The organism is uncultured Brachyspira sp. (genome assembly GCF_949287625.1).
GTDB lineage: Bacteria > Spirochaetota > Brachyspiria > Brachyspirales > Brachyspiraceae > Brachyspira.
On the sequence record NZ_CASEGO010000001.1, the window covers coordinates 106,611 to 133,503 of the forward strand.

A 26,893-nucleotide genomic window follows, 5' to 3' on the forward strand; every position below is an offset into this window, starting at 1 on the left:
TTGACTTTTTATTATTATTGATTAATATATTTTATATGAAGAATAAAGTTATTACTTTTAAATTACAAGGAAATAATATCAATCTTAATGATATGAAGCCGGAAGATGCTATTTCTGTTATTAAAAATTTTGTAAAAACAATAAGAAAAATTGATAAAAATTTTAAACTTAATAATATAAAATCTGGCTCTCTGCTTATTTCATTAGATATGGAAGAATTTATAGAAAATAGTAATAAAAAATCTGAAAATTGGATTAATAAAATAAAAGATGTATTAAGTACTAAGTTCTTCCCTAATGAAAGGTACGGTATAGATAAAATAGACATAGAAGAAAATGATGTATTACTTGAATCTGTGAAAAATAATTATATATATGATGATATTATATATAATTATGTTGGTTATTTTGCGGGGCATATTACAGATGTTGGCGGTAAAATTCCTAATATTAATATTCATATTCTTATAAATAATCAAACAATAAAATTTCCAATTAAGGATAAAAAAATTGCTAAAAAATGGGGTATTTATTTATATGAAGATGTTAAAATTTATGCCAAAGTAAAAAAAGGTACTGATGGAACAATTACTGAAGGAATAGAGATATTTAAATTAGAACCTATTGAAAAAATAGATAATACAAAAGTTTATAAAGAATTTCAAGAGCTAATTAAAGAGGTAGATTTCAGTAATTTGACAGAAAGAATTTTAGATATGAGGCATAAAGATGAATAATAAAATTTGCTGCGTATTAGATACATGTGCATTATCTTTTTTATTAGAAAAAGAAAGTGAGTTAAATAAGAGTGAAAAAGAATGGTATAATAGTTTTGAACTTATAAAAAATAAAATAGATGTCTTTGTAATATCTTCACTAGTAATGCATGAATTATCATTAAATATAAATATCCAAGAATCCAAAGATAACAAAGATAGTAATTTAGTATTAAAAAAAATTTTTAACTTCTTTAAATATTTTTTTGGTATTGATAAAGTTGAAATTATAGATCTTAATGAAGACTCTATTACAGAATACAGAAACCTATATAAAAATACTAGATTCCTAATAGAATGTCAATGTGATAATAAAAAAGAAGTATGTAAATCAAAAAAATATAAACATAAAATTGATGCTTTAATAGTAGCTCAAGCATCTGCCTATGCTAATAATATTTATAATAATGATAAATATTCTGAATTTTGGTTACTAACAGAAGATAAAAATATGAAAAAATATAAAACTAATAATTTAAAGATTTACTCATTTAAGGATGCAAAAATAAATCTTGGAATTGAAGATGTACTTCCTTTATGATAATATTTTAAATTATAAAATTTTTGTTTTATAGATTATATTTATTTGGTAATCAGCCACATACTTTACAGTACTTCCTTCGATCGCATACTGTTGACTATCAGTAATGTGGGCGATGCTGTGCGGGAAGGTGCTACAGCTTGTAGGCGGTAAGCCCCCGACCGTAGGGAGTGCGTTAGCTAGGCGAGTAGTGAGAATAGTATAGGGTGTTACATGATATGTCCAATTCATCATTCCAAGAAATACCGTAGCCGCCTGTATCTACTTTTACCAGAGTAAATAAATTGATATCCTTCAATATCTCAAAATCTTTATGTTCGCAAATTAGATTCTTTACATCATAATATCTTACTTCTTCATTTTCAAAAATTATTTTTAAGATTAGATTGTCCATAGCTTTAACATTTTTTATTTTGTGGAAAATCATAATTACTCCAAAGGTTCTAATTGTTTAAAGTTTTGTGTATTCCAAATATTTAATAGTTCCTCTTGGTTGTTTTTTGCCCATTCCAATACTAGAGAACATGCTTTATTAGGTAAATCACCTTCTATCATTTTTAATTCGTTTATATCAATAACTCCAACATACTCACCATATATAGCATGAAAATGCGGAGGATTATGTTCTTTTTGCTGAAAGTACATTTTGATAATGATACCATAAAATCTTGATATAACAGGCATTTGAAGTCCTTATTTTTTTATTAATTTTAACATGCATATTATGTTTTTACAAATGTTTTATTATTGTTTAATATTGGGTAATCAGCCGCACGTATAGGAGGCGTTTGATAACGTTTTGCAATACCGTGCGGAATGCCACTACGGCAAGTGGGAGTGCGCTAGATAGGTGAGTAGCTGGATGCCTGTATAGAAAATATGATTTGATAGTGCAGAAAAACAAATAGAATCTATAATTGGCTTTTACTCTAATTAAAAAAACTAATTATAAAATACTATAAATATTTATTTGATATAATGATAAAACAAGTATAATATTCTTAATAGTAATTATTTTTTTTTAAATAATAATATAGATTGATTTTTTTTATCTAATATTATAATATATTTTTGATATTTATTATCAAATACTAAATTTGCAAATAATTTTGAGGAAATATAAAATTGAAAATAAGAGAACTATCTAGGATAAGCGGAATTTCGCCTGCTACTATCTCTAGAATGCTAAAAGACCCAAATTCTGTAAAAGAATCTACAAGAAATAAAGTTAATAATATATTAAAAAATAACGGCATGGATAAATGCTTTGGTATAAAATGTGTAAAAAGAGTGATATTAGTTATTCCAGATTTGAGCAACACTTTTTATTTGGATTTGTTTAATGGAATAGTTTCGGTGGTTCAAAAAAATAATATACCTTTTGAAATATATTTAACTAATGAATCTATAGAGGAAGAAATAAAAATTTTCTCAAGAATAGAAGAAGATAAAGGTATAGGTGTAATATGGGTTCCAGCTTCAGATAAAAGAGATAAACTGCCCTATAATAAAAATGCTAATATCATATCATTGGTTGATAGAAATTTGGAATTTGAAGATATATATATAAAAAATTTGTCTAATAACTTCAGTGCTGCAAAAAAAGCCGCAGATTTATTGATAGAAGGCGGAGCTAGAAATCCTATCATAATAACAGGGAGTTTGAATCTAAGCAATGCCCAAGAAAGAAAAGAGGGATTTTTGGAAAGCATAAAAAATCATAACTTGGATAATGGTATTAATAGAGTTTATTACGGAGATTTTAATAACAGCTACAGCGGATATGATATGGTAAAAACTCTAGTAAAAGAAAAAGTTGAATTTGATTCTATCTTGGCAGCCAATCAAATATTAGCAATAGGAATATTAAAAGCCTTAAGAGAATTAAAATTATCAATACCTAATGATGTATCAATAATTACTTTCGATAAATTAGTAAATCTTTACCCATCATTATACTATGAAAATGATAATATATCAGAAGTTGTATTTCCTGCTTTTGACATAGGAGTTAATGCTACAACTGTACTGCTTGAACAAAAAAGCCTCAATACTCCAAAACAAATATATAATTATTCTGCACAATTTCATTTAAGAGGCAGCGAAAAAAAATAATTTTAATATATAGCCTTAATATTATATTGTTGTTATTAATATGTTCTATGCTATAATTAAATAAATTTTATACTTGGAAACAAATATGAATAATAAACTTATAGAAAGAAGCATGTTAAATAATGTACTGTCAGAATATAGAAAAGCAAATAAAAAAATAGTATTTACAAACGGCTGTTTTGATATACTTCATCGCGGACATGTTGAATACCTGCAAAAAGCAAGAGAACTTGGAGATTTGCTTGTACTAGGACTTAACAGCGATAATTCTGTTAAACGCTTAAAAGGTAATGACAGACCAATCAATAATGAAACAGACAGAGCTATTGTTTTATCAGCTTTGGAATGTATTAATTATATATCGATATTTGATGAAGATACCCCGCTTGAACTTATCAAAATAGTAAAGCCCGATATATTGGTAAAAGGCGGCGATTATAAAATAGAAGATGTTGTCGGAAGAGAGTTTGCTAAGGAAACTGTACTTATAGATTTTGTTGATGGATATTCTACTACAAATATTATAAAAAAAATTAACAGTTAAAATAAAATTATAGGAGTTATTAATATGATTATAGTAACAGGAGGAGCTGGATTTATAGGCTCTAATATTGTAAGGGGATTAAACAATTTGGGCATTGATGATATACTAATTGTAGATAATCTTAAAAATGCCTCAAAACACAAAAATTTAAATAGAATTAAGTTTAAAGATTATATGGATAAAGAGGATTTTGACGCAGCCTCTTTTGTAAATAATAATAAAACAGAAGCAATATTTCATCAAGGTGCTTGTTCTGATACTATGGAGACAGACGGTAAATATATGATGAAAAATAATTATGAATATACTAAAAATATTTTACATGTATGTTTGGATAAGAAAATAAGACTTTTTTATGCTTCAAGTGCTTCAGTATATGGAAACGGAGATAACGGCTTTGAAGAAAACGAAAAAAATGAATATCCTTTGAATGTTTATGCTTTTTCCAAATATCAGTTTGACAGATATTTAAATAAATTGTTCAAAGAAAATAAGGTTCAAAGTCAGGTAGTTGGACTTAGATATTTCAATGTTTATGGTCCGCAGGAAAATCATAAAGGAAGAATGGCTTCTGTTGCTTTTCACTTGTTTAATCAAATAAAAGCAGGAGAAAAAATGAAAATATTTGAAGGAAGCGAAAACTTTTTAAGAGATTTTATACATATTGATGATGTAGCGGCAGTTAATAATTTCTTCTTTGAAAATGAAAATAAATCTGGTATATTTAACTGCGGTACTGGAAATGCTGAAAGTTTTGTAGAAATAGCAAAGGCTTTAAGAGAAGTTTACAAATCTTCTGAAATAGAATATATAGGATTTCCAGATGCTTTAAATGGTAAATATCAAAAATACACTCAGGCAGATTTGAAAAAATTGAGAGCAGCTGGATACAATAAAGATTTTATGAATGTTAATACTGGTGTGAAAAAATATGCTGAAGTTTTGGAAAAAAGCAGCGGTTATTTAATGTAAAAAAAAGTTGTATAAAATGTTTTACAATTATTTTTTATAATGATTATATATTTATATAAACTTTTTTAGGATTTTATTATGAGAAAGATAAGTATTATTGTATTTAGCATTTTATTTTTAGCATTGCCTTTATTCTCTCAAGATCCCGAGCAGTCAGCAAAACTTCTTGAGTTAATAAATGAGGAGAGGCAAAAAGCAGGACTTGAGGCATATCAAACAAATGAAGATTTGCAAAATGCAGCAGCTATCAGGGCAGAAGAGATATCTAAAGTTTTCGAATCTAAAAGACCTGACGGAAGCGAAATGCATACCATATATGCAGAAAACGGTATAAGAGTTGCATATTACGGAGAATCCATAAGAACTGGATATGAAACAGCAAGCGGTATTTTCAAAGCTATGATTAAAGATCCTAGCGATTCGTCTTCTATATTAGATATGGATTATACTCATATTGGCATTGGAATATATAAAAATGCTAAGAATACATATTGGGCTATACTTTACTGTTCATTAGCAGAATAAATATTTTAGGAGTAAAACTGTATGAAAAAAATTATTTTTATTTCCTGTATGATAATCTCAATGATATTTATATCATGCGAAGATGACAAAGTGGAAAAGAAAATTGATAAAGTAACTGACAAAATAGAAAAGTCAATGGATAAAGCAGAAAAAAATATGGAAAAAGCAGGTGAGAAAGCTGAGAAAGCATTAGATGAAGCAGGAGAAAAAATAGAGAATCTTTTTGATTGATTTGTCAATATTTTGCTGTGAAAAATTAAAAAGGCTTAAGTTTTTATTAACTCAAGCCTTTTATTATTTTTTAGTTTATAACTATTTATTATTTTTTAATATATAGTTAAATTCCTCATGAAATTTATTGAATAATGAATTACTGTCTGGTTTTACATTCCATTGATTGTGCCAATGATATGCATAACATCCAGTAAAGAATTCTTTATATGATGTTATATTTCCAGAATAATTTTTAAAAAAATCATCAGGATACAATATAGGATAATCATATTTTGTTTTGTCTGTTATATTCCAAACAGGGTCAAAATAAGTACAAGGAAAAACCATCATATCTTTTAATTCTAAATTGGAAAAATTAAATACCACCCATGGTAAAACCGTTTTATATTTATCTATAGAGCTAATAGTATTTTCTATTATATTCTCATTATCAAAAAATAATACCGCTGTATTAGCATAAGGCTGTTTTTCCCATTGATAACAGAAACTATCATTTAATATATTTGAAAAATCTCTTAAAAAAAGTACATCCAAATCAAAATATATTACACCTTCATATTTATTTTCAGATAAATATTTATATGGTATTAATAATCTAAAAGCATCTGCTCTAGCTGGTAAATTTTTATTTTGACTAAAAATATAATCAAATTTTTCAAAGCATGTATTTTTTATTTCAAATTTTGGATTATAAGTTTTTATCTCAATATAGTTTTCTATTTCACTAATATATTTATTGTTTGAATTTTCTTTTATAGTTTTATTATCAAGCCATAAATATACTTTTTTATTCTTTTGTGTACATAAAAGAGATTTTATCGAAAAAACATGTTTTTCATTTATCTTACCATACCAATATGAATGATAAGAAATATTTTCTTTATCTGCGGTATAATTATTTACACTATTTTTTAAGAATTCTAATGCATATTCATTATCAGTATATAATTTCTCATCGTTAATATGTTTGAAATTAGTATAGCTATCTCCTGATGCAGGCTGCGGAGGAAAGTGTAATTTTTTATTGAAAAAAAACATAATCATTCCTTAATTATAAAAAATAAAAGACCTAAGTTTTTTAATTAAACTCAAGCCTTTTTTATATAAATAACTAATTTATTTATTTTCCTGCTTATTTTTATATTCTATAGCCTCATAAACTATTGGAACTAATACATCAAAATCAAGAGGCTTTTCTATAAGTCTGAATACTCCTTCAGCAATAATTTCTTTTACCATTTCAGTATTGCCGTAAGCAGTAATTATTATAATAGGTATAGAACTCTTTCTTTTCTTCATCTCTCTTATAAGAGAAAGCCCTGTCATAGAAGGCATAAGCAAATCTGTAATAATAACATCTACAGGATTATGTTCTAATATAGTTATAGCAGATTTGCCGTTTTCTGCTGTAACAACTTCAAGATTATGAGGTTCTAAAGTATATGTTATAAGATCCCTAATAGGCTCTTCGTCATCTACAGCAAGTATTAAAGGTTTACCATTTATCATATTTTAATTCCCCAATATTAAATGTATTTAGATAGTCTGTAAAGAACATTTTTTTTGCCCAGAAGTTCGCATATATGAGACAATTCGCTTCCTGCGGCACTTCCAGTCAATACATAACGTATTGGGTGGTATAGATTAGGTCCTTTTAATCCTGTTTCTTTCTGTGCTTTTTTAATTAAGGCTTTCATATATTCATCTGTGATTTCATCAGTATTTTCTATGTCATTTTTTATGAATTGAAGAAGTTTTTTGCTTTCTTCTTTGTTTACAAGTTCCTTCATCTCATCTGTAAGCTCAAAATCATTCTCAAAAAATACTGGTACATATTTGACAATATCTGATAAAACAACACAGTTATATCTTATAACTGATACCAGCTTTTTAGCCCAAGCATATTCAGTTTCCGTATAATTTTCTTTTAAAAATCCGCCATTAACCAAATACGGTATAAATAATTTAGTTATTTCGTCCAAATCAGTATTTTTAATATGCCAAGCATTTAAATGTCTTAATTTGGCTGTATCAAAAATAGCAGGACTTTTGGAGAAACGGTCTAATTTAAAAGCTTTAATCATATCATCATCAACCATAGTCTCTAAAGCATCTGGGTGCGTCCAGCCAAGCAAAGCTAAAAAGTTTCTCATAGCCTGAGGAAGATACCCTTCATCTTTATATTCCATTAAGGTTGCAGCCCCATGTCTTTTTGATAATTTCTTTCTGTCATTTCCAAGTATTGAGGAAGTATGAGCAAATCTAGGAACTTCAGCACCTAATGCCTGATAAATGAGTATCTGTTTCGGAGTGTTTGATATATGATCCTCACCTCTTATAACATGTGATATTTTCATAAGCATATCATCTATAACTACAGCATAGTTGTAAGTAGGAAAACCATTCTCTCTTACAATAATGATATCGCCTATTTCATCACTGTTTGTCTTTACAACACCTCTTACATAATCATCAAAAGCAACAACTTGTCCTTTAGGCACTCTAAATCTTATTTTAGCAGGCTCTCCATTAGCTACCCTTCTTTTAGCCTCTTCTAAAGGTATATCCTTACATTTACCGTCATAAATAATGGGCTGATTAAGAGTTCTCTGCATATTAGATTTCTTTTCTAACTCTTCAGAAGTACAAAAACAATAGTATGCTTTACCCTCTTCCATTAGTTTTTCAGTGTATTTTTTATATATATCAAGTCTTTCAGACTGAAAATATGGTCCGTAATCTCCTCCAACTTCAGGACCCTCGTCCCAATCTATACCAAGCCATTTTAATGATTTTATAGCCATGTCAACAGCTTCTTTTGTGCTTCTTTCTTGGTCAGTATCTTCTATTCTTAAAATTAATTTACCTTTTATAGCTTTGGCATATAGCCAATTAAATAATGCAGTTCTAGCATTTCCGATATGTAAAAAACCTGTTGGAGATGGAGCGAAACGAACTCTTATATCCGACATAAAAATTACTCCTTGTTCTTTTAAACTTTCCTAATTATACATCAAAACAAATAAATATCAATTAATATAAATGTTTTATGCAAAAATAAATTTTTAAGCAAAATAATAATTATAAATATCTTAATTTAAGATTAACGATATTTGTTTACAGTATGTATTAATTGAATTATATATATTTAATTAGACCTGTTTAAAAACTACTTGACAAAAATTTTACAAGTTTGTTATTATATGTTAAATTAGATAATATAAATTCAATAAATGCCTTACATGTTGTATAAGATATATAAATGCAGTTCTTTCTCCTACGAAGTCACACAGAGAGAGATACCACATATACTTAACAGTATTTCTTAGGTCACAGGTAAAAGAACTTGTTTTTTAGAAACATGCATAGTGATGCAAAAGCCCAGCCATATTAAAAAAATATTAAATTAAAAAACTATACATTAATAAATTGAGTTTTGAAACAAGTTTATTGATTTTTTTATATTAGAACTTGCTTTTTTTTAAGCAGTATGATATACTTAATCACAATTCTATATTTGGTGTACTATGAGTAATATCATTGTTATTACAGCCCCATCAGCTGCAGGTAAAACTACTTTAATAAAAAAATATCTATCCAATCACCCCAACGCAACTTTCAGCGTTTCTTATACCACCCGACCTCAGCGTCCTAATGAAGTAGAAGGCAAAGACTATTATTTCATAGACAAAGAAAAGTTTGAACAAATGATCAATGAAGGCGATTTTATAGAATGGGCTTCTGTACATGATAATTATTACGGAACATCTTTCAAAGAATTAGAAAAAGCCGATGATGAAAATGTTATATTAATACTGGATATAGATATTCAGGGAGCATTATATATAAAAGAAAAAGGTATAGATGCCAATTATATATTCATAACCCCTCCTTCTATAGAAGAATTAAAGAAAAGACTAGAAGAAAGAGGAACTGAAACAGAAGAGAGTATCAAACTTAGAATATGGAATGCCAAAAGAGAATTAGAATATAAAGATAAGTTCGATGTTATTATAGAAAATAATGATATTGAAGAAGCTTATACAAAATTAGAAGAAGCTATCAATTCTAAACTATAAAAATCAATTATATGGAGTTTAATATATGGGTATAATACCGTTAGAGAAACTTATAGAATATAAAGGTAACCGCTATGAACTTAGCAGAGCTATGATAGAATTAGCCAAAAATGGTTCTTCACTTCTTAAAGGAGAAACTAAATACAGAGGCGGAAAATACATACCTACTGTTATGAAAAATATACTTGACGGAAAAATTAAGTATGAATATGAAGAAGGCGTTGATATGACTATAGATGAAGAAGCACCTTTCAGACATACTGAAACTGTATACGATGAAAATGAATACAAATCTGATGAAGATACTTCAGAAGAAGAAACAGCAGCAGAATATACAGCTGCTGATATAGATGATTCTGATGATGATTATGAAGATTATCAGGAAGATGATGAAAAACCTAAAAAGAAGAAAAGAGCTTCTAAAAAGAAAGATGAATAAATAAAGTGAAAAAAATAGTTTTTATATCTGGTGCTACAGCATCAGGAAAAAGCAGTTTTGCTCATAAATTAATAGACAAATATTTTAATAATGCCGCCATAATATCTATAGACTCTATACAAGTTTATAGATATATGGATATAGGCTCAGCTAAACCCGCCAAATCAGAAATTAATAAATATAACTATAAAATGGTTGATATCCTTGAACCAAATATTAACTTCAATATAAAAGAATACCTTGATATATTTAAAAATGTTATTGAAAGTATTGATAATAAACCTATATTTGGTGTAGGCGGTACAGGATTTTATATAGACGCTATAAAATACGGAATATTTGATGAAGAAAATGACAGCAAAGAAAATTCTATTAAAATTAGAAAAGAGCTTTATGACAGAATAGATAAATACGGACTTGAAAACCTATACTCTGAACTTTTAGAAATAGATAAAGAAGCTGCTGAAAATATAGATAGGTTTAACAGCAGACGAGTCGTTAGAGCTTTGGAAGTTTACTATAACACTGGAAAAAAATTTTCAGAATTAAAAAAACAGAGAAAACCTGTAATTGATTTAGAATATTTAAGTTATATAATTGATATTGATAGGGACATTCTTTATGATAATATAAACAAACGTGTTGATATAATGTTTCAAAACGGTCTTGTTGATGAAGTAAAAAAACTCATAGATATGGGCATTGATAATAGTTATACATCTATGCAGGCTATAGGATATAAAGAAGTTTATGATTATTTAGTTAATAATTCTATGTCTCTGGAAGAAACTATTGAACTTATAAAAAAGCGTACTAGAAATTTTGCTAAAAGACAGCTTACTTGGTTTAGAAGAGAAGAACATATAAGAATAAATGAAAATGATTTGGATAAAGCAGCTGAAACAATAAAAAATTTTTATAATATTTAATTAGTGAAATAATAACATTATTAAATTTATACATAAATAATTATAATTTGTCAATTTATCATACTTGCACTTTCGTGAAGTGTGCCAATGAAGTCTACCTGTGGTGTTGTCAGCAGCCTGCTACCGAAGGAAGTACGGTTAAGTATGTTGTGGGCATCAAAAAAGTTGAATAAAAAAATTGACAAACTTAAAAATTTTCAGTATATACCTAAACAAATACAGTTTGTCAAAAAATAAATTTTTAAATTTTAGTATTTGTTGGGACTAGCCCTACGAAGTACACAGTCGTGCCCACTCTGCGTGCCTTCGGCAACCCCACTTCTTTTGTGACGCCTGTCCGCCTCGCTCTGCGTGCCGTAGGCAGGTGTGGCACAAAGAACCATACGCTGTACGCCTGTGGCGAAAAGACTGCATTTTTAGACCAAATTTCGGGTATTACCATACGTTTAATACATATCTTTAAAGTATAAAGTTCTAGTAATTGCGTTTTTGCAACTTTTTTGTGCGGCAAAAAAGTTGATAATTTTGTATAATGTGTACCAATTGACAAAATAAAAGTGTTCCAGTATATACCCAAATTTAATATTTATATAATAATTTTAATGAACCTCGCCCCAACTGTTGCCCTTATGTATATCAACTGTTATAGGCACATTAGTTTTTACTGAATGCTCCATTATCTCTTTCATTATAGTCATAGCCTTATCAGCTTCTGCTTCTGAAACTTCCACTACTAATTCATCGTGCACCTGCATAACTATTTTTGCAGTTTTAAAATGATTTTTAAACTCTTTATGTATAGCAGCCATAGCGACCTTTATCATATCAGCTGCACTTCCCTGAATAAGAGTATTTAAAGCCATTCTTTCAGCCTCATTTCTAGCCATAGCATTTGATGAGTTTATAGTCTTCGATAAATCTCTAATTCTTCCGCACATAGTACGAACATAGCCTTTATTTCTCACTTCCTCAACAACTTCCTCGCAGAAAGGTTTTACCCTTGAGTAAGTTGAAAAATATCCTTTTATAAAATCTTCAGCTTCTTTTCGTTTTATGCCAAGCTCTTTTGAAAGTCCGAATGCTGTTTTACCGTAAATAATAGAGAAGTTTATTATTTTAGCTATATTTCTCATTGAGGCAGTTACATGCTCTTTACTTACTGAATATATTTTCATTGCTGTTTTTCTATGAATATCATCATTATTTTTGAATGCTTCTACTAATGCAGGATCATTACTGAAATGTGCTAATAGTCTTAATTCTATTTGAGAATAGTCTGCTGCTATAAGTAAATTTCCTTTTTCAGCTATGAATGTATTTCTTATCTCTCTGCCCTCTTCACCTCTTACTGGAATATTCTGCAAATTAGGCTCTGATGATGATAAACGTCCAGTAGCCGTTACTGTCTGATTAAATGAAGCATGTATTCTTCCAGTTTTTTCATTTACCAAAGTAGGAAATACATCAAGATAAGTATTTTTTAATTTTGCATATTTTCTATACGTAAGAATATACTCAGCTATTTTATATTTCTGTGATAGTTCTGTTAATACTTCCTCATCGGTAGAAAATCCTGTCTTAGTTTTTTTAGTAGGAGGTATTCCCATTTTATCAAATAATATATATTCAAGCTGTTTAGGAGACTGAATATTAAACTCCTCTCCTGCTTCTGTATATATTTTTTTCTTTGTTTTTTCTAAAAGAGAAGAGTATTCATCGGATAATGCTTTCATTTTTTCGCTGCTTATATATACTCCGTCAAACTCCATATCGGCAAGTACGCTTACAAGAGGCATTTCTATATTAAAAAATAATTCCTCAAGATTATGTGTTTTTAAAAGAGGAGCAAAGCACTCATAAAATCTGAATGTTATATCTGCATCTTCGCATGCATATTCAACAACATCTTTTAAAGGCACGTCCAATAAAGTTTTTTTGGCATTATCTGTTATATCGCTGTACTTAATAGTATTGTATGAAAGATATCCTATAGCCAAATCGTCCATATTATATCTTCCTCTTGTCGGGTTAATCAAATATGCAGCTACCATAGTATCGAAATACATATTTCCAAAACTTTTATTAATAGCTCTCATCATCTTGTATTCATATTTAAGATTATGCCCTATAACTTTTATATCTTCTTTAGCCAATGTCTCAAATACCATATTTAAACATTTATCTTTATCTATGTTTGTTCTTCCGCCCACATCTAAATAAAATGCTTCATTAGACCTTATCGCAAAAGATATTCCTATTATAGTATCTTTAAATACATCAAGACCTGTAGTTTCAAAATCTACGCATACTAATTTTTTACTATTAATATCATTTAATAAATTTTTTAATTCTGTTTCATTTTCTATTAAATAATAGCTTGCTTTATTATCTTTGGCACTTAGTATTGGACTTTCATCTTTTTTATCTTCTTTATTTTCTTCAGCTTTAGATGAATCAGCAGTATTATTTGATATTTTAACCTTTTCTTCTTTTTTGCTGCTTACTCCGTATATATAAGAATTAATTTTATCTCTTATTTGTTTTAATTCTAGTTCATCTAATATCTTATTAACTTCTTCGATATTTATTTTATTTTTTGCTATCTCATTATAATCCAAATTAAAATCTTTTATATTTTTTTCTATAGTAGCAAGTTTATAGCTCATATATGCCATGTCTTTTGATTCTATTAATTTTTCCTGCACTTTTCCTTTTATAGAATCAATATTTTCATATATTCCGTCCAAACTCTTATACTCTTCAAGAAGTTTTAAAGCAGTTTTCTCCCCTACACCCTTAACTCCTGGTATATTATCAGAAGCATCTCCCATTAAAGCAAGCAAATCTATTATCTGATTAGGATAAACTCCTCTCTTCTCTTTAACAGTTTCTTTATCATACTCCATAAGCTCATTATCTTTATTGCTAGCCACAACCCTAACATCATCGCAAACAAGCTGAAGTATATCTTTATCTGGAGAGTAAATAATAGTTTTAATATTCTCTTTTTTATTTTTTTCAGCAATAGTTCCTACAATATCATCAGCCTCATAATTATCAAGAACTATTCTTGATATTCCCAAAGCATCTATCAAATTATAAAGTATAGGTATCTGGCTTCTTAAATCATCAGGCATACTTTCTCTGTTTTCTTTATACTCTTTATATATTTCATTTCTAAATGTTTTTCTTGAGCTGTCTAAAGCTATAGCCGTATATTCTGCAGGATAGGTATTTATAAGAGAAAAATAAGTTCTCATAAAACCATTAATAGATGAAACATTCTGCCCCTTAGAGTTTAATAGAGGTCTTTTTAGAAAAATAAAGTGGTATCTGTAAAGTATACCGAAGGCATCGATAATAAGAAAAGTTTTTTTCATAATATTTCCATATACTGTTATTTTAATAGATTAATAAATATTAAACTATAACTTAATTATTATCGTAATTTGGCAGAAACATTTACAAAATATTCTCTGCTTGATATAGGATATCCTTTAATAGTTTCATATTTTACATCCAATATATTTTTTATACCCAATTTTAATGATATATCTTTTTGAAACACAAATGAACTTATTACATCAAAAGTAGTATAGGATTTATCTGCTTCTGATTTTGTTGTATTATTGTATTTATCACCTATATACTGAACATTAAGAAGAATACTTGATTCAAATTTGCTGTTTTTACTATATACATACTCAAGAGAAGTATTAAACTGATGCCTTGGAAGCCCCGGAAGACTATCATTTTGTACGCTTACATTATACAAATTTTGTCCTACTAAATACGAATAATTACCTTTTATTTTTATTGTAGAATTAATATCCTTTACAGGTATACTGAACGTTATACTTGTTTTGCTTCCTTGAGTAGTTAAATACTGATTATTATTAGTTAATAAATTTTTCTTAGAACTTACAAAATATACAGCCTCTATTGTTACTATATCATGGGGCTTTAATGAAAGTCCTACATTTCCTCCCTGATAAAGATTCTGCGATTTTATATTATTAGTATATCCCTTATTAAGAAGGGCAATATCTGTCTGCATATTAACAAAATATTTACCTGTGAGTGTTATTTGTTTTACTGGATTTACATTAAAATTTACATCTCCATTAACATATGACCTAAAATCAGCAGCCGTACTTTTCTTAGTGCTTCCTCCCCTTTCCTCTCCGGAAGTATTAACATTAAATTTCAATGAATTATTATTTTCATTTTTTAAATTATATTCAAGTAAATTCATCTTTCCTGTAGTTTTGCTTTCATTTGTCTGTGTTTTTTTATATTTAATAGTTTTATCAGAATCCATTTGAACATCTCTCGATAAATTAACATATAAAACCTTTTCTGATTCAGCATATTTTTTACTTAAAATATTATACACTATAGAACCGCTCAAAACATAATAATTGATATCTATAGAATCTATATTATTTTTATCATACAAAAAAAGATAAACCTTTTTCTCTTCATTATTTAATATTTCACCATTTAATATAAAAGTAGACTGAGAATATACTGTTTTATTTTTTATATCTATATTAGCATACTCTTTAATTAATTCTGCTATATTTTTGGATTTTGAGGCTTTTATCTGACTTTTTCTAATTATAATTGCCCTGTCTATAAGAAGCTGTTTTTCTTTATGCGATACCTGAATATCATCAGTATTTTCATAATCATAAGCTTCCTCTTGTGAGTAAAGAGGGGAATATAAAAACATACATAATAACACTAATAATATATTTCTCATTTTATATTCCTGTACTCTATTAAAGAAAATTCCAACTATAAAAGATAAACCAAAAAAATAATATTTTGGAAAATAATTTATATATAAAACTTATAAAAATATTAAAATATATTTTTAAAAATTTTCAATACTATATATAAATTATTGTCATAATTATATGTAAAAGGCTCTTTATACGGAAATAATAATACAAATCTTACTATATAGACTGCAATAAAAATAAATAAAACTGCAAATATTATATATTTGTTATTGTAGATATAATCTGCTGTTTTTGATTTATTTCTTAATATAATGATAGCAAGTATAATAGAAGGAAGTATAAATAAAGGGTGATAATAAAATGCTTTTTTAAAATTTAATCTAAAAACTTCTATATGTGCCCTAGTCATACCGCAGGCAGGACAAGGAAAACCTGTAGTTCTTTTTATTAAACAGAGTTCTCCTACTTCTATATTATAATATTTAAGATGATTTTTACTGTCATAAATGATAAATAAAGCTATAAAAGCCAATAATATAAATTTTAATATCTTCATAACTTTATAAAAAATTATAGGTTACAGATATTAAGAAATTGAATATAATAAATATTCAAACATATTTTTCCATTTGATTATATATAATATCGGCAAGACCAAAAGTTTTTGTTTTCGAAAATTCTTTTGCATATTCATCATAAAGCATATCTTCAAATATTTGCTCAGCCATACCTCCGTCTATCAAACCGCTTTTATCTACAGTTTTTCTCATTTCTTTAAGCATTTGATTAATCATTAAAGCCTCAAAATCTTCCGATACCTGTCTAAGACGTTTTTTTTCAAAATCTTTTCCATACTTTGACACAGCATTATTATCGGATACATTTTGTACACTTTCATCTATAGAAAACTTTGCATTTCCATACTGTTTTTTTGTATTTTCTAATTTTGAAATATTGGCACTATTCATACTCAAATTATATTTATCAGTTATGTTCATAATTTATCCCTAATAATAAATTTATATATTATTTTTTCGGAAAAATATATAAAGCTATTAGCAATAAAAAAGCCTAAATCTTATAAATTTACTAAGACTTAGGCTTTATTAATATTATATTTTCATATATTACCAAGTTATAATATATTCAGTATAAATATATCCCTTACTTATAGATTTTGTCATTCTAACTTTAGAACCATTAGGATATTTAAATCTAAATATATTTTTTATCATTTCATCATAATATGTTTCTATCATAGAATCATAATTAGGGAAATACTGTAAATGATAAATTATACGTCTTTTCTCAGCCTTAACAACTTCAATATTTATATTTTTAAACATTTTTTTGTTGAAGTTAACAAATACATCAGCCAAAGCATTTTTAGATGATATTTTAATAAACATTTTTGTAAAGAAAGAAAATTTCTTAAAATCATATCTTGCTTTCTCTCTTATACCATCTCTAGCCCCTTCATAAAACTCGTCCATTATAGAAGTCATAGGGATAAAGAATGAAGAAGATAAAGGATATTTCTTTCTGAAACTAGTTTTAGTAATATCTTTAAATATATATCTGCACTCATCAGGCATCTCTTCCAATAGCTTCTGAAATTTATCTTTACCAAAAGAAGCAATTACAAATTTATAAAGACTTTGAACAAAAGCTTTTCTGCTGTAGGCTCTGTCGCCTTCATTAATAATCTTAATTTTTTCTTTAAGTACTTCTTCAAAGTCCTTAATAACATAATTAGCCATCTCTTTTTCAAGCTCATCTACAGAATCACTTGCAACAGTAGAAAGCTGCTCTATCTCTTTTATAAGATCGAATACATTTCCTATCTGACTGCCCATATCCTGTGTTTTAGAAACTATATCATCAGTATTCTGAGATACTAGCTTCATAGCCTCATCGTTTTTCTTAGAGAAATCAGACAAATTAACCAAATCATCTTTGGCAACAGATATTCTTCCATGCAAATCAGTATATTGTTCTTTAATAACTTTTACAGCATCATACAAACTTTCTATAGAAACACTTATTTCCTTTGTAGAAACATACTTCTCATCAGCTACCTTTTTTACTTTATTCATAGTATTAACAAAATTCTGCATTTTAGCAAGCATATCTTCTGTTGCTATTATTCTCTCTGTCATACTGGACATAATCTGATTCATTTCTTTTTCTATGTCTCTAAGTATCTTCCAAGCCTTCTCAGACTGCATATTTGTAGTAGTAGCTAATTTTCTTATCTCTTCAGCAACAACTGCAAAACCTTTACCCTGCTCTCCTGCATGTGCAGCTTCAATAGCCGCATTCATCGCAAGCATGTTAGTTTGCTGAGATATATCTATAGTTGAGTTTACAAAGTCTGTAATACCTCTTATTGAAGATATTAAAGATTTTGTAATATTTTCTGTTTTTACTATTTTATCTTTACTGTCCTGTGCCAAAGAAACAACATGTTCTGATTCTTCTTTAGCTTTTCCCACAGAAGTAGATACTTCCTGCATATCTTTCTGCATAGTTACAGTAAGAGAGTTTATCTGATTCAAACTTACTGACTGATCATCTATTTTACTTTGAAGATTATTAGTCATATCATCAATAGATATAAGCTGTGCCAAACTTGATGCGATGATTTTATATATTTCCAAATTACTGCTTTCTACATGCTTAAGCTCTGTCTGCTGAGATGATATATTATCTATTATCATACTAACATTCTCTGTCATAGCACCCGCTGCTTCAGAAATATCTGTCATTTTAGCTTTTAAAGCATTACTCTGTTCTTTTGATACTTTAAGTGTTTTTGATACACTTGAAAATACATGCTGAACCATATCAAAAAATATTCTTATCCAAGTACTTAAATCACCCAAAGAATCCCTAGAATTAATCTTAGTTACATTTACAAATATATTATTATCAAATACACCAGACTCCAATTCCTGAGAAATCTTATCCAAAGGTTTTAAAGATATAGGTATTGTTATATTTAGTACTATTATAATAATAAGTATAGCAACTATTAAGATTAAGAATATTGTATTGTTGGTTGTAGTAAGTACATTGTAAAAAAATGTTGTAGGTACATACATGAATATATTATAAAATCCGTTATCAAATTGTCTGAAAAATAATGTATAATTTTCATTTCCAACCTGATAATTTTCTCTTATTCTTGTATTAGTATAAAATGTGGTGTTATTGATAGCATTATTAATCCATTCTATATCTTCTATACTGCTTAATATATAATTAGGATTATCATGGTAAACTATCTTTTTATTTCTTGAATCAAAAATAACAGTATTAAAAGGTCCTGTTTTTACTATATTGGTGAGCATTTCATAAGCTATATCCAAAGAAAGGTCTGACAAAGAAACTCCTATAAGATTATCATTTACACTTGAATATATTGGTGAAGAAAAAGATATAACTTTCTGAGGCTTATCAATATTTTTAAGATAAGGTGAAGAATAATAAATATTTCTAGGTCTTTTTGATTCTCTGTTCCAGTTATCAGGCAAAGCTAAAGAATAAAATTCATCCTGAGTATAGTTCTCGCTTGCATTCTCTATTTTAGGCTGCATATTTCCAGTATTTCCTACATCATACAAATATAACGAATAAATGCCTCTCATATAAGGATTATTTTCTATAATATTTGGCTCAAAATATATTCCATTTGCTATAATATGATGCAAAGCTGTCTGAGATTTATGAAAACGGTAAATAACTTTTCTAAGATTGGTTGCAACATCTGCAACAGTTCCTGTAGAATATAAATCATAAGATACTGTAGCTATATCTGCCAATGATACTGTACCTACACCAGTTGAAGAAAATATACTTTCAAATGTCGAACCAACATCGTAAAAATAATTCTGAGAAACATTCATAGCCGAATTGTATAATGCTTCTTTATTAGTCTTTGTATTTATAAAAATTGTAGGAGATAATGCTAAAATTACAACGATAATAACTAATAAAAGTACCTTATTTTTTAGACTCATAGAAAAAACCTTATCTTTATTAAAAAAATTACTACTTAACTTATCGGATATTTCTAATTTATTATTGAGAGTGATATTTATTATTTTCTTACAAACTTTCTAAATAATCTGCCTATAAACATATTAATAAAAGATATAAAATCATCATTTCTTATCACTATATTAATAATAGAATATGATAAAACTCCCAACAGTATTACTATAAATACTTTAAGTATGAAAAATATCCTAGAATCAGCTGTATTTGATAATAAATAATATTTAACTCCGTAAACAGCTGCCGCCATAAATAAACTGGATACTGCTGTTTTGACTATCTCTAACTTTTTATTTATTATTGACTTTACAGCCAATTTTCTCATAAGTAATACATATAGTATACAAAAAGATACAATATTTGCAATAACACTTGATATAGATATTCCAATAATATCGAATTTAAATACATAAACACATAAATAATTACTAACTGCATTGATTATAAATGTAAAAAATGCTATATAAACAGGGGTTTTCATATCTTTCATAGCATAAAATGACTGTACAAGTATTCTATAACTTGCCACAAAAAATAATGAAACTGATAAATACCTTAAAGCACTTGATACTAAATATGTAGATTTTGAAGAAAATGCCCCGTATTCAAATATCATTCTAACTATTTCTCTGCCCAATACTATAAACCCGAAAGTAGCTGGAATAGTAACTAATGCTACAAGTCTTAAAGAATATGCTAAAGTTTCAACTGCTTCATCTTTTTTGTTGTCTGTTATAAGTTTGCTTAAAGTTGGAAGCATAACTGTTGCAACACTTACAGCAAAAACTCCTAAAACGAATTCATGTATTCTAGTAGCAAATGTAACAGCAGAAACCCTGCCCTCTCCGATAGCACCTGCAAATGCAGTAGATACAAGTAAATTAATCTGATATATGCTAGCTCCAAATATACCGGGAGCAAATAATTTTATCATTTTCATAACATAAGGATCTTTAAAATTAAAATAAGGCTTAAAACTAAATCCCTGCTTATGAACAAAAGGCATTTGATACACAAACTGTACAAATCCGCCTAATAATACTGCAAATGCAAATACATAAGCCATATTGCTGAAAAAATTAGGCATAAAAAAATAAAAAAACAGTGCCATAGATATGATAACTGTATTTAAAAGTATAGGACTTGCTGCCGAAATGGAATAATATCCTCTTATATTAAGAACTCCCTGCATCAATGCTGCCAATGATATAAATAAAAGATACGGAAACATTATTCTTGATAAATCAGATGCTAAACTTAATGCTTCTATATTATCTTTTCCAGATTTGTAAAGTATATTAACTAACAAAGGAGAAATTATAATACCAACAGCAACAACACCTATAAGTATTAATCCAAGAAGTGTAAAAACAGCCCTAAAAAACTTTTTTGACTCATCTTTACCCTTTTCTTTTTCAAGCTCTGTAAATACTGGTATAAAACTTGCCGCCATATTGCCTTCAGCAAATAAACGCCTTAAAAGATTTGGAAGTATAAAACCTATAGCAAAAGCATCAGCTATAAATGTAGTTCCCAGTAATGCCGCCTGTATTTGATCTCTGACAAGTCCGAATACTCTGCTTATTGTTGTTACAAGCGACATTTTTAATGATGATTTGGCTATTTTTTCCTTGCTTACATTTTTATTTTCTGACATATTTCCTCTATTATTACAGTTATATAAATCAAATTATAAAATCTTCATACTAATTATTTATATAATAACAGTATATATTAACTATCATAAAAATATAAATCGAAAAATAATAAAAAACAATATTATACTTGTAAAGCATAATAGTTAATTTATAAAAAATTATTTACAATGAAAAAATATCTTTGATTATATAAACAAAATCATTCTTTGGAAATTTTGATATATTTATAACATTTTCTATAGCTTCTGCAAAATATAAATTGTTTTCACTAGGCAAATATGATACAGTAAATATCTGAGCATTAGCATTTAATAATTTTTCTTTTGTATATCCGTATTCTGACATTGCTATTAATCTGTTTGGAACATTATTTCCATAAAAAATAAAAACTGCATGATTATATAATTTAGCTTTTAATATTTTATCTTTATCATCATTATCATTTTTTCTAAAAAGTTTTTGATTATCATCTATATATAAATCAAATATTTCATTTGCTTCATTTTTTATATTATTTAAAATGCCTTCGCCGTCTTTATCAATATCTGCTAAAAAGAAATAGTATGCATGTATTGTAATAGATTTTTTATTTTTTATTACATCAGCATTTATAAACACTCTTGATGAATTAATAGAATACATACTGTATCCGAAATATCTAAGCCTATCTATTATATTATCTTTAGTTACATTTTTATTTAAAATATGTTCCAGCTGTGAATTATTTTTTATAAATATCAATTTTCTTTTGTTTATGCTTGATGCATCCAAATATAAAAATACAATGGTTATTATTTCAAGAATTATAAGAATAATCGTTATATATATTTGATTATTATTGTAAATAGAGAAAAAAATTAAGTCGGCAAACGCTATGGCTATCACCCCATAAACGCTTGCCCTTAATAACTCTTTTTTGAAGGAGAACAGCTTATTATTGTTCATTATTTCTTTATTATATTTTACTTTATTATATAACTATAATTATCTGTAAGTTGTAACTTCCTGATATGCTCTTACTGCTCTGTCTACAACTGCTTTTGTAAAACTAAGCGATAATTCAGCCTCAGCAATAGCATTCATCACATCAGATACATCAACCTGATCTGGTCTTATACCAGCCTGCACTATAATATTATCTCTGTCAACTTGTTTTTGATTGACAGCTTCAATAGCATCGCTCAGCATAGTACCAAAATTACTTATCAAATCATTACTTGAACTTCTTCTTAACTGCTGAGCAGGTCCGTAATGTCTAGGGTCAGTAGTTTTTAATACGAATCCGTAATTATCGCCAACATTTCCTGTTTTTGAAGCAGCACTATAAGAGTTCATTACACTATTAATATTCATAAAAATATCCTTAAAAAATTAATTAATATCTAATTATATTCAAAGCACTTCCAAACATAGTTTTAGCCGACTGTATCATAGTAGAATTAGCCTCATAAGCTCTTGAAGCCTCCATCATATCAACCATTTCTGTAACTGGATTAACATTTGGCATCTCTACATAACCTGCCTTTTCACCGTATTTAATAGCGTCTGGGTGAGAAGGATCATAAACAAATCTTGTAGCAGTTTCCATATCTTTTTCTATGCTGAAAACTCTTACCCCTGTACCAACATTAGGCTGCAAAGCCTCTGGCAAAAATGGGCTTCTATATTTGTTGCCGTCATCTCTAGGCTTAAATATAACTCTGCTTCTTCTGAAAGCTCCGCCTTCTGTAGTTCTTGTAGTATTAACATTTGCTATATTATCAGCTATAACATCTAATCTTGTTCTTTGAGCTGTTAAACCGCTTCCTGATGTATTAATAATTGAAAATATTCCCATATTCTATTCTCCTTAATACCAACTATTAAGCATTACCTATCATTCTTCTGATTTCTCTGTACTGAGCATTAACTATTTGAGTAAACATTTGATAACGCAAAGTGTTTTTAGCTTCTTCAGCCATTTCTTTATCTATATCAACATTATTTTTATCATTTCTATAGCTAGTATCATAATCTACTGTAAGAGTAGGTGCAACGTCCTGATAATTCATAGGCATATGAAAAGGAAAATGTCTGGAATCTGTTCTTTTAGCTTCCATACCATCATATTTCTCACTGTCTAAAGCTCTTGCAAGCTGATATTCAAAAGTTACATCGCTTCTTTTAAAATTCGGAGTAGATACATTTGCTATATTATCCGCTATAACTTCAGCTCTAAGCCCATAAACATTTAAAAGCTTTTTAGCTACTGTCATAGTTTTAGCATAAGTTGTATCAGCAAACATATTCATAGTTTTTAATCCTAAATAATAAAATAATACTTACAATTATTCTCGGTTTATTAAAAAACTGCTTTAACATTTTTTAATTATTATTAAAATATAAATTTTATATTTTTATACAGTTTATACCTAAACAAATATAGTTTGTCAATTTTTTTGTTGTTATTTTTCCCGCCGCACGCCATACTTAACAGTACTTCCTTCGGCCGCAGGCGGACAGCGTCAAAGAACCTTATATCCTCGACAAGCTCGGATACGCTTCGCGAAAGTGCAAGTGTAACAATAATACTAAATAGTACTAATTATGTTTTATATGTAGAATAAATTACTAAATTTAGCCTGAAATATAGCCTTTCGCTACCGACACCACAGGGGGCTTCGTCGGCACGCAGAACGTGGCACTACTGTGTGCTTCGCAGAGCTAGTCCCCAAAAATAATAAAAATATAAAAACTAATTTTGACAAAATGTAGTTGTTTAGGTGTATATTAAAAATCAAAAACTAAAGGATCAGCACCTATTTTCTCCCCATTTTCTAAAGAATTAATCCTTCCCATATCATTTTTATCTAAATTAAAGTCAAATACATCAATATTTTCTTCTATCCTATTTTTATTTACAGATTTAGGTATAACAGAAATACCGCTTTCTATATTCCATCTTAATATTATTTGAGCTGCTGTTTTATTGTATTTTTTAGCTATATCAATAATAACTTCATTATCAAAAAGTTTTCCTCTTCCTAAAGGAGACCAAGCCTCTACAGCCATATTATGTTTTTTACAGAAATCAACCAATTCATTTCTAGGCAAATTAGGGTGTCTTTCTATTTGATTAACAGTAGGAGCTATATTGCAATGAGCAAATATATCTTTTAAATGCTTTATCTCAAAATTACTCAAGCCTATTGATTTTGCCTTCTTGCTTTGACATATATTTTCTAAAGCTCTGTAAGTATCCAGATATCTCTCTTTATTCTGACCAGGCCAATGAATAAGAAGCAAATCTACATAGTCCATATTAAGTTTTTCCAAACTCTCTTCAAATGATTTTCTTGTAGAATTATATCCTTGTTTGGTATTCCATATTTTTGTAGTTATAAATACTTCCTCTCTTTTTATTCCAGTCTTTCTTATTGCTTCTCCGAGTTCTTTTTCATTATTATAGAATTGTGCAGTATCAAATTTTCTGTATCCTGCCTCTATTGCAAATCTTACAGCATTTTCTAATTCTTTTTTATCAGTTATTTTATATACTCCAAGTCCCAATATAGGCATTTCTATAGAGTTATTTAACTTTAGATTAATCATAATTATTTCCTATTTATTAGTTTTATTAATTATAGTACTTATTGAAAATATAAAAATAGTATATAATATTTATTAAATTATCAATAATAAAAAATAAGTCTGTTATAAGATATAATTATATGCTATAATAGATATTATTACAGCAAATTTTTTATAAGATGTTAATTGTTAAAAAATATCTTATGGTTTTTATGATTTTCCGATAATATTAAACAATTAACATAATAATATATTTGGGGGATTCAATTGGCTAGTAATAACGGTTACGAAAAATATAAAAAGGTTGATGTAAGCACAGCTTCTCAAAACAGATTAATTATTATGCTTTATGACGGTGCTATAAAGTTTTTAGAAACTGCATGTGCAGCTATGGATAAAAAACATGGCACTGAAGAAGCCCATAATAATATATTAAAAGCTCAGGAAATTATTTATGAACTTTTGTCTTCTCTAAATTATGAAGCAGGAGATATAGCTCACAGACTTGCTTCTATATATACCTATATGAATCAAAAACTCACAGAAGGCAATATATCAAAAACTAAACCACCTTTGCTTGAAGTAATAAGATATCTTAAAGAACTCAAAATGGCTTGGGAAGGTGTTGAAGAACAGATTGCTAAAGGAAATGCCGAAAACAAAGCTCAATCTTCAGGCAGTAAAAAAGATGAAGGCGAAAGTAAATTAAATATAACAGGTTGAAATAACAATGAAAAAAATATATGCATTAATATCAGCAATTATAATTATTTCTATGGTTTTTATTTCTTGTAAAGATAAAGATTATGAAAGCATAGATCAATACGAAGCTAGAATGAACAGCCTTGAGTTTTTAAAATATTATAATATACAAGATGTTATGGCACCTCGTATAGTAGATGACGGCGTATTATTTACTTTTGCTGAAAATTATGATTCTGTAGAAGTATCAGGAGATTTTAACAATTGGGAAGACAGTATACCTCTTATTAAAAGTTCATATGGGGTTTATTATTATCTTTGTCAGACTCCTTTAAAAGCTGGCAAATATTCATACCGTTACAGAGTTAATGGTGTATGGATTAATGATCCTGTCAATCCATATACAGAATATGATAATAATAATCAATCTGTAAGCTACTTTGTTTTAACCAATGATATAGGTTTTTATGAAAAAAATCCTATTTATAATTCTGACGGAACAGTTACTTTCTTCTACAGTAATAATACAGCCAAAGAAGTTATGTTTACTTCAGATAAATTAGGTTTTGATAGTTTAAGATATCCGATGACATATTCTAATAATTTATGGGTTATAACATTAAGACCAGAATCAGGAAACTATTATTACAATTTCGTAGTTGATAGAATATGGGAAGTTGATCCGCTTAATATGAATGTTTATAAAGGAAGTGACGGAAGACTTCATTCATATATCTTGATAAATTATAATCAAACCAATGCTATAAAATATTAATTTAATAAAATTTTTTATTATAAAAAAAGAGGTACTTTTTATTTAAGTATCTCTTTTTTATTTATTCATTTTGAAAAAACATAAAAACTTATTTATTTTATAATAGTCTCGTTTAAAAAACCTATTAATAAATAATTTTTACAAGTTTATCATTTTATACAAAATTAGATAATATTAATTATTACACAGATAAATGTTTTACATGTTGTATAATTTATTATCTTGCA

28 protein-coding genes are annotated in these 26,893 nt (G+C 27.7%); 12 read left to right on the top strand and 16 right to left on the bottom strand.

Annotated elements, in window-relative coordinates:
• The first annotated feature begins 35 nt into the window (after nt 1–35).
• Both Q1X91_RS00590 and Q1X91_RS00595 read left to right on the top strand, forming a co-directional pair.
• On the top strand, nt 36–737 hold the full coding sequence (locus tag Q1X91_RS00590) for a hypothetical protein (protein WP_300752330.1): 702 nt from the start codon (nt 36–38) through the stop codon (nt 735–737).
• Entirely contained in the window at nt 730–1,317 is a 588-nt protein-coding gene (locus tag Q1X91_RS00595; RefSeq protein ID WP_300752332.1) for a PIN domain-containing protein, read from the top strand. The genes Q1X91_RS00590 and Q1X91_RS00595 overlap by 8 nt, the downstream gene beginning before the upstream one ends.
• A gap of 175 nt (nt 1,318–1,492) precedes the next feature.
• Here Q1X91_RS00595 and Q1X91_RS00600 read toward each other — a convergent pair whose 3' ends face one another.
• Both Q1X91_RS00600 and Q1X91_RS00605 read right to left on the bottom strand, forming a co-directional pair.
• Entirely contained in the window at nt 1,493–1,744 is a 252-nt protein-coding gene (locus Q1X91_RS00600) for a DUF2442 domain-containing protein (protein WP_300752334.1), read from the bottom strand.
• A gap of 2 nt (nt 1,745–1,746) precedes the next feature.
• On the bottom strand, nt 1,747–2,001 hold the full coding sequence (locus tag Q1X91_RS00605; RefSeq protein ID WP_300752336.1) for a DUF4160 domain-containing protein: 255 nt from the start codon (nt 1,999–2,001) through the stop codon (nt 1,747–1,749).
• Nucleotides 2,002–2,442: 441 nt separating this feature from the next.
• On the opposite strand from Q1X91_RS00605, the gene Q1X91_RS00610 reads away from it, so the two are divergent.
• The 5 genes from Q1X91_RS00610 to Q1X91_RS00630 all read left to right on the top strand — a co-directional run bounded on the left by Q1X91_RS00610 (nt 2,443) and on the right by Q1X91_RS00630 (nt 5,704).
• On the top strand, nt 2,443–3,432 hold the full coding sequence (locus Q1X91_RS00610; RefSeq protein WP_300752338.1) for a LacI family DNA-binding transcriptional regulator: 990 nt from the start codon (nt 2,443–2,445) through the stop codon (nt 3,430–3,432).
• 85 nt (nt 3,433–3,517) lie between these two features.
• Nucleotides 3,518–3,976 (top strand): D-glycero-beta-D-manno-heptose 1-phosphate adenylyltransferase, encoded by a 459-nt coding sequence (gene rfaE2, locus Q1X91_RS00615; protein ID WP_300752340.1) that lies wholly within the window; start codon nt 3,518–3,520, stop codon nt 3,974–3,976.
• A 24-nt stretch (nt 3,977–4,000) separates the two neighbouring features.
• Nucleotides 4,001–4,948 carry an ADP-glyceromanno-heptose 6-epimerase gene (rfaD, locus tag Q1X91_RS00620; protein WP_300752342.1) on the top strand — a complete coding sequence of 316 codons (948 nt, stop codon included), beginning with the start codon at nt 4,001–4,003 and terminating at the stop codon, nt 4,946–4,948.
• Between the two features lie 78 nt (nt 4,949–5,026).
• Nucleotides 5,027–5,473: a CAP domain-containing protein gene (locus Q1X91_RS00625; RefSeq protein WP_300752344.1), complete on the top strand. Its 447-nt coding sequence runs from the start codon at nt 5,027–5,029 to the stop codon at nt 5,471–5,473.
• Nucleotides 5,474–5,494: 21 nt separating this feature from the next.
• The gene (locus Q1X91_RS00630; RefSeq protein WP_300752346.1) at nt 5,495–5,704 is read left to right on the top strand and encodes a hypothetical protein; all 210 of its coding nucleotides are present in this window, start codon (nt 5,495–5,497) and stop codon (nt 5,702–5,704) included.
• 81 nt (nt 5,705–5,785) lie between these two features.
• Here the strand turns inward: Q1X91_RS00630 and Q1X91_RS00635 are convergent, their stop codons facing one another.
• The 3 genes from Q1X91_RS00635 to gltX form a co-directional block, all read right to left on the bottom strand.
• Nucleotides 5,786–6,745: a glycosyltransferase gene (locus tag Q1X91_RS00635; RefSeq protein ID WP_300752348.1), complete on the bottom strand. Its 960-nt coding sequence runs from the start codon at nt 6,743–6,745 to the stop codon at nt 5,786–5,788.
• 78 nt (nt 6,746–6,823) lie between these two features.
• On the bottom strand, nt 6,824–7,216 hold the full coding sequence (locus Q1X91_RS00640) for a response regulator (RefSeq protein ID WP_300752350.1): 393 nt from the start codon (nt 7,214–7,216) through the stop codon (nt 6,824–6,826).
• A 17-nt stretch (nt 7,217–7,233) separates the two neighbouring features.
• Nucleotides 7,234–8,679, bottom strand: coding sequence for a glutamate--tRNA ligase (gltX, locus tag Q1X91_RS00645; RefSeq protein ID WP_300752352.1), 1,446 nt, complete (start codon nt 8,677–8,679; stop codon nt 7,234–7,236).
• 555 nt (nt 8,680–9,234) lie between these two features.
• On the opposite strand from gltX, the gene gmk reads away from it, so the two are divergent.
• From gmk to miaA, 3 genes are read left to right on the top strand one after another with little or no spacing between them, the layout of a single operon-like run.
• On the top strand, nt 9,235–9,786 hold the full coding sequence (gene gmk, locus Q1X91_RS00650) for a guanylate kinase (protein WP_300752353.1): 552 nt from the start codon (nt 9,235–9,237) through the stop codon (nt 9,784–9,786).
• A gap of 25 nt (nt 9,787–9,811) precedes the next feature.
• Nucleotides 9,812–10,225 carry a hypothetical protein gene (locus tag Q1X91_RS00655; protein WP_300752354.1) on the top strand — a complete coding sequence of 138 codons (414 nt, stop codon included), beginning with the start codon at nt 9,812–9,814 and terminating at the stop codon, nt 10,223–10,225.
• A gap of 5 nt (nt 10,226–10,230) precedes the next feature.
• Nucleotides 10,231–11,154 (top strand): tRNA (adenosine(37)-N6)-dimethylallyltransferase MiaA, encoded by a 924-nt coding sequence (miaA, locus tag Q1X91_RS00660; RefSeq protein ID WP_300752355.1) that lies wholly within the window; start codon nt 10,231–10,233, stop codon nt 11,152–11,154.
• 599 nt (nt 11,155–11,753) lie between these two features.
• On the opposite strand, the gene polA is transcribed toward miaA, so the two are convergent.
• The 11 genes from polA to Q1X91_RS00715 form a co-directional block, all read right to left on the bottom strand.
• Nucleotides 11,754–14,534 carry a DNA polymerase I gene (polA, locus tag Q1X91_RS00665; RefSeq protein WP_300752356.1) on the bottom strand — a complete coding sequence of 927 codons (2,781 nt, stop codon included), beginning with the start codon at nt 14,532–14,534 and terminating at the stop codon, nt 11,754–11,756.
• A gap of 59 nt (nt 14,535–14,593) precedes the next feature.
• Nucleotides 14,594–15,919 carry a TonB-dependent receptor gene (locus tag Q1X91_RS00670; protein WP_300752358.1) on the bottom strand — a complete coding sequence of 442 codons (1,326 nt, stop codon included), beginning with the start codon at nt 15,917–15,919 and terminating at the stop codon, nt 14,594–14,596.
• 101 nt (nt 15,920–16,020) lie between these two features.
• Nucleotides 16,021–16,458, bottom strand: coding sequence for a DUF2752 domain-containing protein (locus tag Q1X91_RS00675; protein ID WP_300752360.1), 438 nt, complete (start codon nt 16,456–16,458; stop codon nt 16,021–16,023).
• 55 nt (nt 16,459–16,513) lie between these two features.
• Entirely contained in the window at nt 16,514–16,900 is a 387-nt protein-coding gene (locus Q1X91_RS00680) for a rod-binding protein (protein ID WP_300752361.1), read from the bottom strand.
• 129 nt (nt 16,901–17,029) lie between these two features.
• On the bottom strand, nt 17,030–19,924 hold the full coding sequence (locus Q1X91_RS00685; protein WP_300752363.1) for a methyl-accepting chemotaxis protein: 2,895 nt from the start codon (nt 19,922–19,924) through the stop codon (nt 17,030–17,032).
• An 80-nt stretch (nt 19,925–20,004) separates the two neighbouring features.
• Complete coding sequence (gene murJ, locus Q1X91_RS00690) at nt 20,005–21,618, bottom strand: murein biosynthesis integral membrane protein MurJ (protein ID WP_300752366.1); 1,614 nt, start codon at nt 21,616–21,618, stop codon at nt 20,005–20,007.
• 163 nt (nt 21,619–21,781) lie between these two features.
• Nucleotides 21,782–22,564 (bottom strand): hypothetical protein, encoded by a 783-nt coding sequence (locus Q1X91_RS00695; protein ID WP_300752367.1) that lies wholly within the window; start codon nt 22,562–22,564, stop codon nt 21,782–21,784.
• Between the two features lie 39 nt (nt 22,565–22,603).
• Nucleotides 22,604–22,972 carry a flagellar hook-basal body complex protein FliE gene (gene fliE / locus Q1X91_RS00700; protein ID WP_300752370.1) on the bottom strand — a complete coding sequence of 123 codons (369 nt, stop codon included), beginning with the start codon at nt 22,970–22,972 and terminating at the stop codon, nt 22,604–22,606.
• Nucleotides 22,973–22,994: 22 nt separating this feature from the next.
• On the bottom strand, nt 22,995–23,456 hold the full coding sequence (flgC, locus tag Q1X91_RS00705; RefSeq protein WP_008724603.1) for a flagellar basal body rod protein FlgC: 462 nt from the start codon (nt 23,454–23,456) through the stop codon (nt 22,995–22,997).
• 25 nt (nt 23,457–23,481) lie between these two features.
• On the bottom strand, nt 23,482–23,910 hold the full coding sequence (gene flgB / locus Q1X91_RS00710) for a flagellar basal body rod protein FlgB (protein WP_013114932.1): 429 nt from the start codon (nt 23,908–23,910) through the stop codon (nt 23,482–23,484).
• A gap of 478 nt (nt 23,911–24,388) precedes the next feature.
• The gene (locus tag Q1X91_RS00715) at nt 24,389–25,210 is read right to left on the bottom strand and encodes an aldo/keto reductase (RefSeq protein ID WP_300752377.1); all 822 of its coding nucleotides are present in this window, start codon (nt 25,208–25,210) and stop codon (nt 24,389–24,391) included.
• 246 nt (nt 25,211–25,456) lie between these two features.
• Between Q1X91_RS00715 and fliS the strand changes: the two genes are divergently transcribed.
• A complete protein-coding gene (fliS, locus tag Q1X91_RS00720; RefSeq protein WP_300752379.1) occupies nt 25,457–25,912 on the top strand; it encodes a flagellar export chaperone FliS in 456 nt (151 codons plus the stop codon).
• 7 nt (nt 25,913–25,919) lie between these two features.
• Complete coding sequence (locus Q1X91_RS00725; RefSeq protein WP_300752382.1) at nt 25,920–26,666, top strand: protein kinase; 747 nt, start codon at nt 25,920–25,922, stop codon at nt 26,664–26,666.
• Nucleotides 26,667–26,893 lie beyond the last annotated feature (227 nt).